The sequence below is a fragment of the Reichenbachiella sp. genome (assembly GCF_039941815.1).
Classification (GTDB): domain Bacteria; phylum Bacteroidota; class Bacteroidia; order Cytophagales; family Cyclobacteriaceae; genus Reichenbachiella.
The window spans coordinates 262,395-275,202 of sequence record NZ_JBDVDW010000061.1 but is presented as its reverse complement, the minus strand read 5'-3'; the positions used below and the strand labels follow the sequence as shown (position 1 = coordinate 275,202).

The following is a 12,808-nucleotide window of genomic DNA, read 5'->3' as shown; positions in this document are numbered from 1 at the left end:
TGTAGTTCTTCTTTGGTTAGCGGAGGTAAGTTGTTTCAGAATCGGATGTTTCAGACTTGATATGGTTTGAAAGAAACAGCTCACAATTCCTTTATCAGACTAGTTCCAGCATTTACGTGAGAAAAATTTTGACTATTCTTAGTAGTGCTAAGCTTAAGTCTGGTTGCGGGCCAGGATCTCTAAATAAAATCTGAAAGCAATGCTTTAGCACAGATAAACCAGCTACATCTAACTATTTCACCTGCAGCACTCTAAACTCCACACGGCGATTTTGGGCTCGACCTTCGGCGTGGTGATTGGAGCTGACTGGTTCTTCTTCGCCATAGCCTTTGGCAGCCATTCTCGATCCGTCAGCCCCTTTAGACACCAGGAAGTCAACCACCGCTTGCGCTCTGGATTTTGACAAGGCCAGATTGGCAGCATGTGATCCCACATGATCTGTATGGGCTGCGATTTCTACCACCAGGCTGCGATTGTATTTTAGCAGTCGGTACACAGCTGCCAACTCGTCGTAAGAAGACTCATCCAACTCACTGGAGTTGGATGCAAAAAGCACCTCATCTAGTGTCAATTTAACTCCCGGTTTGATGAATTGTAGCGAAATGTCATGATCGATTTGCTCATAGCCGTTCACCTTGCTCAGATCCAGTGTCTCTTTTAGGAATAAGTAATTTGGAGAGATGGCATAGACAGAATACTTCTTGCCAAAATCCAGCGTCAGGGTAGTATCGCCAGGCGTCTTTGTTCTAAATATCACTTTTTTTGACCCCAGCTCTTTGATCATCAGGCTGATGCCAATGCTTTGCTGGCTGTCCAGATCCTTTGGTATGAATGTCACTTCAGGTTTTTTAGGCACTAGATTGACGTCGATCCAGTGTGTATCGAGCGAGATATCGTTTACATCTATTACCGCAAGTTGATCGTTGAATCCTGCTTTGCTCACAGTCACCTGATAGCGTTTGTTGTAGCGGATATCAAACGAGTTTTTCTCAGTCATCACTGCGCTGCTGTCTGTGATTTCCAGCACGGTGATTTGATCCGGTGAGATCTTTTCCTGTGTTCTGACATTAGTAGTTCGAATGATCGCCTTACCCGCATAAGGGCTGAGCTTGATGTCTTTGTGGATGGAGCCATAGGACTTTGGCATGACGACGGTCAATTGTTCTTCCTTGAGATAATATCCATCATGCGAGACCTCCAGCTGATATTCACCCTCAGCCAGCACCAGGGTAAAAGAGCCATCGGTATGATTGCTCGTCAGATTGGCGATCAGCTTGTCCTTGGTCTGATTGTAGACTTTTAATACTCCTGCCAAAGGCTGACCATTTAGATTGGAGACTACACCAGTGATGTTGATTACCTTCTTGGGTCGAAGATGCTCGGGGATATAGTATGAATAGAAGTTGTAATCACCGACGCCTTTGGTGTTTAGAAAAATGTTTTCCGCCACAGACGATACTGTGGCAAAATAATCGTGATTAGGGGTATTGGCATAGTTGAGCCAGAGTGGGTCAGTCCATTGGTTGTTGCCCAGATGTCTTACTTGAAAAAGGTCGAAGCTGCCCTCTAGTGTATTTTCTCTAATCGACGAGAACACAAAGGTTTCGTTGTCCGGCATGATTCGGGGAAATTTCTCACAGCCCTGATTTATTTTTTCTGGTAGGGCATAGGGTTTCTCCCATTTACCATCGGCATTCTTGTGAGAGACCATGAGCGTGTAGCAGCTGGTATTGCCCTCAAGATTTCTATTGAGTCTCATGAAGTAGAGCGAGTTGCCATCCGAAGAAATGCTCGGAAAACCTTCATACTGTTTGCTATTGATCGGCGCCCCTATATTTTGGGGCTCACCCCACAATTCACCCTCACGCTCAGAGTAGTATATGTCTTCTAGTCCTAATCCACCATTGTACGAGGCAAAGAAAAAGATGAAGTTGCCATCGTAGGATAGACTCGGTCCACCGATCAGATCTGTGCTGTCTCCATAGTTGTTGATTTCACCTCGGAGTAGGGTAGGCTTCGACCATTTTCCACTTTCGTTTTTGAAAGATTCGAACAATTGGTAATCACCATTTCTATTGGACTGAAATACCATTTTGGTACCGTCAGCACTGATGGAGGGCGCATACTCTACGAAATCAGAATTGAGATCAGTCATCGTGACTCTTTCTGTCTGGGCTACGAGTTGACCAGCCAAAGTAAGGAGAACCGCTAAGGATATGGATATTTGATTCATGTCAGTGCGTATTGCTAAATGATACTAACTGTCAAAAATTGTATTTAGTATATTGTGGGTTAATCCACTTTTTTCTCCAACTCACCACGTAGATATTGGTTGTATTCGTCGCAAGTCAGTTTGCCAGATAAGCCCGAGTAGGGACAGGTTTGATAGACTGCTCCAAACTTTCCTGGGGTAATCAGCACTCCGGTACCATTGCACAGCGGACAATGCATATAGTCAGACTGGCAGTCAAAGTATCCCTGAGTGGTGAGCTGCTTTTGCGTTCTGTCGATTTCTTCTTCTCGTTGCTTTCTAAAGGCCTCATTGGACAGCGTGAGGTATTCTTTGACCTCGTCGTGGTATTGTCCGGTGGTTCCTTTGAGTTCCATATACTTGTTGAGCCAGTTGATGGCCTGCTTGTATTTACCTAAGTGATAGGAGTTTCGTCCGAAGTAATACGCCAGATTGCTAGGAAGTTTGGTCATTTTGCTCAATGCGTCTCTGAAGAACTGATCGGCGGCTTCATGATAGCCGGACTCCATTGCCTCTACGCCACGGTCCATACTGGTCAGTGCATCTCTTTTAAGAATGCCTTGGGCATTTGAAGATTGCCAGGCTAAGGCCAAAAATACAAAAAGGATAAGTGTTTTTACTGGTGACATATAATGTACTCTGGTTAAATAGTGTATTGTGAATAGATCAGTGGCAGTGAAAATTAGAAGGCACTCAGTAGTCGAATGGACGATCCAAATTATCACATCATGCTAATGATCAATTGACTATAATGGTTGCAAATTAGAGCAACTCGTTAGAAAACGATATAAAAATTGCAAAATATGATAGTGTTTTCTTGAATTATTGAAAATCTGTTATTTTTTTCTGAGATAAGTTTTGATATTAAAATTATGCTGCTCACATTTGAATCGTTAAATAACAAGATGAACAACACAAGAACATTTTTCTGGAACTATTATTACTTTTATTTCTATGCGATAGCAAAGGGGTCGAGAGAATAGTTCTTTAAATGTTTTGAAGAAATATAGCAAAAGCCCCGAAATTATTCGGGGCTTTTTTTTTAATCAAAATCGAATTACAATATATAATGGAAATAGGCATACAAGGCGTAGAAGGATCTTTTCACAATGAGGCAGCCAGTTCGTACTTTGCTGATCGACCAATTGAGATCCGACCCTTTCATGATTTTCGATCATTGGCCAAATCTATCAATGCTAAGCAGATGGACTATGGCGTAATGGCTATCGAGAATACCATAGCAGGTACCATCCTACCAAACTATGCCTTGATCAATGAATATGATCTGAAGATCACTGGCGAAATTTATACCCGTATAGAAATGAATCTAATTGCCCATAAGGGCAAAAAAGCTGCTGACTTAGATCAAATTTATTCCCATCCCATGGCCTTGCTGCAGTGTGCGGATTTCCTGGCCAACTATCCTAAAATAAAACTGACTGAGTATGATGATACGGCGGACAGCGTACGGTTTATTCGGGATGAAGGGATGAAGAATGCTGGAGCCATAGCTAGTAAAAAGGCTGCGGAGATTTTCGATATGGATATTTTGGATAGCAACATCGAGACTAATAAGAAAAACTATACCAGATTTCTAATCATGACGAGCCGTATGAACGGGCACGATCAGATTCCGCAAAAGGCTTCCTTGAGAGTCATTACTAAACATGATCCTGGTGCCTTGGCCGAAGTACTATTGATTTTCAAACTTCACGGAATCAACCTGACTAAGATTCAGTCTATGCCCATATTGGGCAAACCCTACCAATATGCTTTTAACATAGATGTAGTGTGGGCAGATTATGACAATTATAAAGATGCACTGCAAGCGCTGAACAACAAGGCGGAGCTGGTAAAGGTGCACGGAGAGTACTTAAAAGGAAATATACCAAGCGTATGATAAAGGTAGCCAACAGAATAGCTGAAGTAAAGGAATACTACTTCTCTAAAAAACTAGACGAAATTCGAGTCATGAATGCGCAAGGTTGTGACGTGCTCAATTTGGGTATCGGTAGCCCCGATTTACCCCCGGCCAAGCAAGTAACAGATAAGCTTATAGCCAGTGCAAGAAAACCCGATACGCATGCCTACCAGTCCTATAGATCGATACCAGAGTTGAGAGAGGCGATAGCCAAATTCTACAACAAACATTTCGAAGTGGAGCTGGATAGCCATACGGAGATATTGCCGCTCTTGGGCTCCAAAGAAGGAGTGATGTACATTTCAATGGCATTTTTGAATCCAGGCGATACTGTGCTGATTCCTAATCCGGGTTATCCAGCCTACAAGACTGCTGCAGAAATGATGGGTGCCCAAGTGGTCTCTTTCGATCTCAAAGAAGAAAACAATTGGTTTCCAGACCTGGAAAAAATAGATACTCAGGACTTGGCTTCCGCCAAAATGATGTGGGTCAACTATCCAAATATGCCTACAGGCCAGAAGGCATCAACAGCACTTTTTGAAGGGTTGGCTCAATTCGCCATCGATCACAACATACTAGTGGTCAATGACAACCCCTACAGTTTCATTTTAAATGAAAAACCGACCAGTTTATTATCGATCCCTAAGGCAAAAGAAAACTGCCTTGAGCTCAACTCCATGAGCAAAGCCTTCAACATGGCAGGCTGGCGCGTTGGAATGGTTTGCGGCCGTGAAGAATATGTGAATGCGATTCTTCGGGTTAAGTCCAACGTAGACTCCGGGATGTTCAAGCCGGTGCAAGAGGCTTCTGTGGAGGCACTTAGCCTTCCTGATTCGTGGTTTGCAGAGGTCAATGAGGAGTATACCGAAAGACGAAAGCTTGCAGAAAAAATACTCGATATTCTTGGGTGTGCCTATGACGCCAGCCAGTCCGGTATGTTTATGTGGGCCAAAATTCCACAAGGAAGAAAAAGCGAAGAATTTATAGAGGAAATTTTACAAGAGCGATTTGTGTTTGTGACTCCAGGTACGGTCTTCGGATCCAATGGAGAAGGATATATCCGAATTTCACTGTGCTCAAATAAAGAAATGTTCAATAGAGCCATCGAACGGCTAGAAATGGTGAAAGTATGATAGTATCAATTATTGGACTTGGATTGATTGGAGGGTCCGTGGCTCTCAAGCTAAAGAAAAGCGGATTTGCCGATCAGGTGATTGGGGTAGACGTCAATGATGAAAACGCCGAAAAAGCCAAGGCTCTGGGACTTGTAGACGATTGTTTGGTGTTGCCACGGGCGTTGGCGATAGCTGACCTTGTGATCCTTGCAATACCCGTGGATGCCATCAGGAAATTGCTCCCTAGTGTGCTTAGCAGAATAGATGAGCGTACGACCGTCATTGACCTGGGTTCTACTAAAGCAGGAATCTGCGAAACGATATTGGGTCATGACAATCGCAAAAACTTTGTGGCTGCTCATCCCATAGCAGGTACGGAAAATTCTGGTCCGGAGGCAGCATTCGATTCGCTGTTTGACGGGAAAACCGGAATCATCTGTGACGCTCAGGAGAGTCAAACATCGTCTTACCTATTGGCGAAAGCCTGCCTGGAAGCTATGGATATGCATGTGGTAGAAATGGATAGTAAATCACATGATTTGCATATCGCCTATGTATCCCATCTGTCACACATCAGCTCATTTGTGCTGGGACAGACCGTTCTGGAAATAGAGAAAGATGAGGCGAGTATTTTCAACATGGCGGGCAGTGGATTTGAATCTACTGTAAGGCTGGCTAAAAGTTCACCAAACATGTGGGGCCCTATTTTCAAGCAAAACAAAAAACATATTTCCGATTCGCTGAGTGCGTACATCGAAAACCTACAAGCTTTCAAAGGCATGATTGATGGTGGCGAAGAAGAAGCCATGATTGAATGTATGCAGAGTGCAAATGACATCCGTAGGGTACTTGATGGAATCAATGACAAATCGAATCAAACCGAAAAAGAGAATCAAATTATTTAATTTTATATAGAGATGGATTTAAATCTAATATTATCACCAATAGAAAACTGGATCGAAGGACTCGATCAGCCATTGGTAATTTCTGGCCCTTGTAGTGCCGAAAGCGAAGAGCAGCTCTTGGCCACAGCACGTCAGCTAAAGGCTAATACGAACATTCAGGTTCTGCGCGCCGGTATCTGGAAGCCCCGAACCAGGCCAGGTACCTTCGAGGGTGTAGGCGTGGTCGGTTTGAAATGGCTACAAAAAGCCAAAGAAGAAACCGGTCTATTGACAGCCGTGGAAGTTGCCAACGCCGAACATGTTGAGCTGGCACTCAAATTTGGAGTAGATATCCTGTGGGTAGGTGCCAGGACTACAGTGAATCCATTCTCTGTGCAGGAAGTGGCTGATGCGCTTAGAGGCTATGATGTCCCTGTTTTGGTAAAAAACCCAATCAACCCCGACTTGCAATTGTGGATAGGAGCGCTGGAAAGAATCAATCAAGCAGGAATCACCAAACTAGGTGCAATCCATCGTGGATTCTCACCGATGAGCGGATCGCAATATAGAAATGATCCACAGTGGGAGATTCCGATCGAACTAAAAAGAATGATACCAGCGCTACCGATGATTTGTGATCCAAGTCATATTGCGGGTAACAGGGCGCTGATCGAGCCAGTATCACAGAAGGCTTACGATCTGCAGATGAACGGAGTAATGATAGAGTCTCATATAGACCCTGACAACGCTTTGAGTGATGCCAAGCAGCAGATCACACCTAAAACATTGGCGAGCATGCTGGATCGTCTGATCATCAGAGATCCAGAAACAACGGATGTAGATTTTGAGCTCCGACTAAAAGATCTCAGAACCAAGATCGATAAGATCGACAATGAGCTGCTAGAAGTCATGGCCTCAAGAATGCAAGTAGCTGAGGAGATTGCCATGCACAAGAAGGATCATAATATTACCATTCTTCAAGTCAACAGATACGAGGAAATTATGAACAATCGAGTGGAGAAAGGGAAGAAGCTATTGCTGAAAGAAGAGTTTGTGAAAAACCTGTATGAGATGATTCACAACAATTCTATCAAGAGACAAACTGAAATTATGAATGCAGAAAATAAATCAGGCGAAACGGTTTAGAGATTCTTAATTTCTTGTGATCAAGACCGAATTACACTGGTATGCACCAGAGTGGTTCGGTTTTTTTGTACGCCGATGTCAAGGAATACCTTGTGTCTGCCAATCGGATTTGGTGTTATTTAATTCGTTTAACTAATTTTTTTCAATAATGAATAAAATTTCTCATCTTCGTGGCACCAACTAATCCCAAAACTTTCAGCAGTTCATTTTGTGGCCTTTTTAGAGGTTGTAAATTATGGTAACCGTCATAGCAGTATGCTTGGTATTTGCCATAGCATTAACCTATTCATCTTGAGCCGGAGGTGCTTTCGATAAAATAGAACTAAATCTTGACGTCTAGAAACTTCAGTAAAAACTACATTAATATGTCAATTTATAGATTGATTACATCAGTTATTCTCATCCTTATAAGCACTCTCGTTTATTCACAATCAAGAGCTAAATTTGGTAAGGTGTCCATGAAAGAAATACAGATGGATTATTATGATAAGGACTCCAGTGCGAGTGCGGTCATCTTATCTGACTATGGTTATTTTAATGGAGACGAGTTTAAGTTCACACGGCATGTAAGAATCAAGATTCTCAAAAAGGAAGGGTTGCATTTCGGGAATTGGACACTGCAAACTCCTTCTAAAGGATCTTTCAAAGGGGTCGTTTATAATTTTGAAAATGGGTCAATTGAAGAAGAAAAGCTAGCAGAATCCAAAGTACATAAACAACAGATTATTGATGACCTATACGTTTATAAGGTATTCATGCCAAACGTAAAAGTTGGAAGTATAATTGATCTAAGATATTCTTTTTATGGGATGCCCTATGAATGGAGGTTTCAGTACCTAATACCTGTGATTTATAGCGAGTTAAAAATAGATCCGAATGACTACTTGAGATATAATAAGCAATTTTATGGGTTTGAGGAATTCAAATTAGTTGGTCAGGATCATTGGATTAGTAGGGATATACCGGCATTTATAAAGGAAGAAAAAATTAGTCATTACAGTAATTACATTTCAAAAATTGAACTGAATTTACTCGAAGTACGATATCCTGGTAGTAGATATTCTCGTCCATATTTCAAGGAATATGCCACCTCATGGGAGCAAATCGGAAAAAACCTGTATGAACATGAGTTTTTCGGTAGAAAAATTCGAGAGACAACATTTATTAATAAAAAAGCGAAGGAAATTAAAGAAGCATCTGCAAGTAATATAGAGATAATAAATAAGGTTTATAACTATGTGAAAAGTAATATCAAGTGGAACGATATTCATACCATTTATTCTTTAGGCACAATAAGAGATAATTTTGAAGATGATAAAAGCGGAAGTATAAGTGAGATAAACCTCACCTTAATAGCGATGTTAGGCCGAGCCGGAATTGACGTATGGCCCGTGGTACTTAGCACAATTGACAACGGAATGTTATTGCCACACTCACCATCAATGAATAAGCTAAATTATGTAATCGCATATATTGAAATTGATGGCAAAGGAATGTTGCTTGATGCAAGTCAGCAGAATTTACAACCAGGCATACTGCCTGTTAAATGTTTGAATGGACCAGCGTGGCTGGTAGAACACCATGGCGGTAGATGGATTGATTTAATTGGTAAGAATAAGAATACAATAAGGAAATTTACTAAAATCAGCACAAATGAAAACGAAGAGTGGATAGCAGAAGTAAGTATAATGAGAAACAAATATGCTTATTTGTCTTGGAAAGAAGAGAATAGCAAAAACTACTCAACTCAAGAATATCTCAGCCAATTTGAAAATGGGAATAACAACCTTTTTATTAATGAGTATAATATTATAAAAGACGACTCTATAAAGCTTAACTCTACAGAACAGCTCAAAATTGAACTAGAAGATTTCCTAGTGGATCTTGGGTCAGAGTTCATTATGGACCCATATCTGATAAAGGAGATTAATGAAAATTCGTTCAAATCGGTAAACAGAAAATACCCAGTATTTTTTAGTACTATCCCGAGTATTAAACATACCGTGATTATTGATATTCCTGAAACCATTAAAGTTCGAGAATTACCTGAATCTATTAAGATGTCATTGCCAGATCAATCAGGCTATTTTAGCTTTGTATGCTCAGAAAGTAATGGAAGTATTCAGATTAACTATAGTATACAATTAAAAAGAGCATTGTACAATGAGGAGGAGTATCATATGCTAAAAAATTTCTATACTGAAGTATTGAAGAAAATTGGACAGCCTATTCTTTTCATTAAATCGACCTAAGCAATGAAAAAATCTTCGGCAATAATACTCTTTCAATTCTTACTGTCTCTATCAGTAGAGGGTCAAAATGCAACCATTTCAAGACAGCATGTTTATTATGACTTCAGTGCTAATTACCATGTGCGGGTTACTAATAAAATTATTCTAGAAGTCCACAACGCAAAAGGTGCTGAATTTGCGACTTATTATGACTATCAGGATAAATTTAAAAAAATAGCATCATTCAAAATGCTAATTAGGAATGCTAATGGAGAAGTAGTTAAAAAGTATACGTCATCAGATGCTTATGATCTAGGATTTAGCGAATCTTATGAAGTTGATGACAGCCGGAAGTTTGTTTTGAGGCCTGAATATAAAATATATCCATATACGGCAGAAATAGAAGTGACCAATGTATATGATGGTTTTATTGGTTTTCAACCTTGGATTCCCCAGTATTTCTTTGGACTCGCAGTAAGAACTTCTTCACTAAGTATTGAAACTCCAGAAGGTTTTGAAGTGAACACTTTTATTGAAGGGGACGTAAAGACAGATCCAAATATTGAATTCAGAAACGGAAAAATAATTAAGACTTGGTTTGTCGATAATTTAGATGCTATAGGTAACGATATCAGTTATAAAGTGTTTTATAAAAATGCGCCAAAGGTTTTGATCAGCCCAGCAAAGTTTTCATATGACGACAAACCTGGTCTTTTCGATTCCTGGGCTTCATTTGGAAACTGGTTCAATAGTTTGAACTTGGGGAGAAATGAGCTCTCTGAAGCAACTAAAGAAAAATTAGATTCTTATTCCATATCCTCTACTAGTGAACGAGAGCTTATTGAATGGATATATGAATATATGCAGAATAGAACGAGATATGTATCTATTCAATTGGGAATAGGAGGATTTCAGACACTGGAAGCAAAGTTTGTTGATGATAATGGTTATGGAGATTGCAAAGCACTTACTAACTACATGAAATCCATGTTGAACTATGTACACATTAAATCAAATTTTGTTTTGGTTAAAGCGGGGTCTGACGTCCCTGATCTAGTCAGCGAATTTCCGAGTAACCAGTTTAATCATGTAATTCTTGGAGTACCTATGAAGAGGGATACTATATTTCTAGAATGTACGAGCCAAAATCAAGCTTTCGACTATTTAGGTAGTTTTACAGATGACCGAGATGTATTATGGATAGAGAAGGATAAGAGTGAAATTATTCATTCACCCAAATATGGAATTGAAATAAATAAGAAAATTATCCAAGGAAACGCCAAGATTGAATCTAGTGGTGAAATAGATTTAAACTATACGGTTATGGGAACAGGTAGTTTTTATAAAGAATACAGAAATTTAGCTCATTTATCTGAAGGACAAATTCTTGAAAGAAGTCACGAATTTTTTTCTTACAAAGATTTTTCAGTTTTGGATTTAGAATTTCAAAAGGTGTCATCTAACAACCTGACTTATAAAGCAAATGTAACTTTGAGTATTAGAGGCTTATGCAAACCCATAACAAGTCGCTTGTTAGTTCCTCAAAATGTAATGGAGCCAATTGAATCCTATGTAACCTATGATAGGTATAAAAAATTTGGAGAAATAAAAAAGTCGTTCAATTTCCTTGAAAATATTGCAATGACTTTTCCGGACGGATACCGCATGGATGAAGAACCCAAATCAGTTGAATTGCATTCTGAGATCGGAGATTATAAATTGCAATTTAAGCGGATAGGTACGGATACACTGGAAGTGAAAAGAGAATTTCAATTTCATAAGGCTACCTATAGCTTAGAGAATTTTGATAAGTTCTACCAATTCATTAAAAACATCAAGACTCAAGAAAGAAAGGTAATGGTATTAAGAAAGACAGGGTCTGTAAAATAGTTTTACATTGATTTCTAATACTAACTTTTGGTTATTTGGTTTGATTATTATTATATAACCAGCTTTAGCACTTGATTAGCGTAAAGGCTGGATATACTGACGTAGTAGACACCTGATATCAAAGAGCAGCGTACTTGTCCAATTAAGGTTAGTGTTATTTATTGGCCTCAGAAGAGGGGTGAATTTTCACGAAGTGAAAAGAAAACCGTTGTTTTCAGACAGTATTAATTTCATCAAACTTTAGTAGGACACCATTCAACCTACGGATTTCATTCCGTAGCAGTTGAGTTCTTAGGCAGCAGTCGACTGCCTTTAGCGAATAAAAGTTGCATATTAATTTTTTGACTAGCCAGACATTGATATCCAAATGGCTATTTACTATTCTTCATATACCCTTGCATGAGATTTCCGGCTCTAAACGAATAGGATAGTGCTGCTGGGATGAGCGTCTCTGCTTCTATCACCTGGGCTCTGGCTTCCTGGATCTGAGCGAGCATTTCTTGCTCCAAAGCGACTGCTTGTGCGCGACGCTCTTCGGCCTTGGCCTTAGCGACATTCAAGTCAGCCATGGCTTGATCAATTTGCAGTTTTGCGCCAATATTTATTCCGATATTGATATCTGCAATATCAATCGAGAGAATCTCGAATGCTGTACCAGCATCGAGGCCTTTAGACAATACCAATTTGGAAATGATCTCTGGGTTTTCCAATACCTGTTTGAAAGTTTGTGCAGAACCTATTCGTGAAATAATACCCTGACCCACTCTTGCTTTGATGGTCTCTTCACCAGCACCACCTACTAACTGTTTTAGATTGGTACGCACTGTCACACGACACTCGGCGATGAGCTGTATACCATCCCGGGATACTCCGGTGATAGCAGGCACTATTATCATGTAAGGCGTCACAGAGATATGTACCGCTTCCAAGACATTTCTTCCAGCCAAATCGATCGCGGCAGCTTGTTTAAAAGACATCTCCAAGTTGGCCTTGTCTGCCACAATCAGCGCCTTGATCACAGCTAGAAGATTTCCATTGGCCAGATGGTGAGTTTCCAGTTGTTGCGTAGTCACATCCTTGATGCCTGCTTTGGCAGCTAGAATCAGCACATTTACAATCAAGGCTGGTGGTACCCGACGAAATCTCATCAGGACAAGATCTATCAGATTGACATAAACATTCGAAAATGTCGCTGTTATCCATAAATTGACGGGAATGATATAAAGGATCAAAGCTGCTCCTGCAAGCACGAGTCCGAGAAGTATTAGAATGGATTGCGTCATGATTAGTGTTTATCAATATATGCGGAGAAAGGTACACCCATTCCGCTGCTACTGAACCATACCCTAGTGCTTATATTACCCATGTCT

9 protein-coding genes are annotated in these 12,808 nt (G+C 40.3%); 6 read left to right on the top strand and 3 right to left on the bottom strand.

The window, feature by feature from the left end; genetic code table 11:
* Positions 1-232 precede the first annotated feature (232 nt).
* Together ABJF11_RS15215 and ABJF11_RS15210 are read right to left on the bottom strand one after the other, a co-directional pair.
* On the bottom strand, positions 233-2,233 hold the full coding sequence (locus ABJF11_RS15215) for an OmpA family protein (protein ID WP_348120818.1): 2,001 nt from the start codon (positions 2,231-2,233) through the stop codon (positions 233-235).
* 59 nt (positions 2,234-2,292) lie between these two features.
* Complete coding sequence (locus ABJF11_RS15210; RefSeq protein WP_348120816.1) at positions 2,293-2,880, bottom strand: hypothetical protein; 588 nt, start codon at positions 2,878-2,880, stop codon at positions 2,293-2,295.
* A 440-nt stretch (positions 2,881-3,320) separates the two neighbouring features.
* Between ABJF11_RS15210 and ABJF11_RS15205 the strand changes: the two genes are divergently transcribed.
* The 6 genes from ABJF11_RS15205 (at position 3,321) to ABJF11_RS15180 (ending at position 11,438) form a co-directional block, all read left to right on the top strand.
* Entirely contained in the window at positions 3,321-4,151 is an 831-nt protein-coding gene (locus tag ABJF11_RS15205) for a prephenate dehydratase (RefSeq protein ID WP_348120814.1), read from the top strand.
* The gene (locus tag ABJF11_RS15200) at positions 4,148-5,305 is read left to right on the top strand and encodes an aminotransferase class I/II-fold pyridoxal phosphate-dependent enzyme (RefSeq protein WP_348120813.1); all 1,158 of its coding nucleotides are present in this window, start codon (positions 4,148-4,150) and stop codon (positions 5,303-5,305) included. Before ABJF11_RS15205 ends, ABJF11_RS15200 begins: the two co-directional genes overlap by 4 nt.
* Entirely contained in the window at positions 5,302-6,192 is an 891-nt protein-coding gene (locus tag ABJF11_RS15195) for a prephenate dehydrogenase (RefSeq protein WP_348120812.1), read from the top strand. The genes ABJF11_RS15200 and ABJF11_RS15195 overlap by 4 nt, the downstream gene beginning before the upstream one ends.
* A gap of 12 nt (positions 6,193-6,204) precedes the next feature.
* Positions 6,205-7,317 carry a chorismate mutase gene (locus tag ABJF11_RS15190; RefSeq protein WP_348120810.1) on the top strand — a complete coding sequence of 371 codons (1,113 nt, stop codon included), beginning with the start codon at positions 6,205-6,207 and terminating at the stop codon, positions 7,315-7,317.
* A gap of 458 nt (positions 7,318-7,775) precedes the next feature.
* Complete coding sequence (locus tag ABJF11_RS15185; protein ID WP_348120809.1) at positions 7,776-9,569, top strand: DUF3858 domain-containing protein; 1,794 nt, start codon at positions 7,776-7,778, stop codon at positions 9,567-9,569.
* A gap of 3 nt (positions 9,570-9,572) precedes the next feature.
* Positions 9,573-11,438 (top strand): DUF3857 domain-containing protein, encoded by a 1,866-nt coding sequence (locus tag ABJF11_RS15180; RefSeq protein ID WP_348120807.1) that lies wholly within the window; start codon positions 9,573-9,575, stop codon positions 11,436-11,438.
* Between the two features lie 371 nt (positions 11,439-11,809).
* Here ABJF11_RS15180 and floA read toward each other — a convergent pair whose 3' ends face one another.
* Positions 11,810-12,721 carry a flotillin-like protein FloA gene (gene floA, locus ABJF11_RS15175; protein ID WP_348120806.1) on the bottom strand — a complete coding sequence of 304 codons (912 nt, stop codon included), beginning with the start codon at positions 12,719-12,721 and terminating at the stop codon, positions 11,810-11,812.
* Positions 12,722-12,808 lie beyond the last annotated feature (87 nt).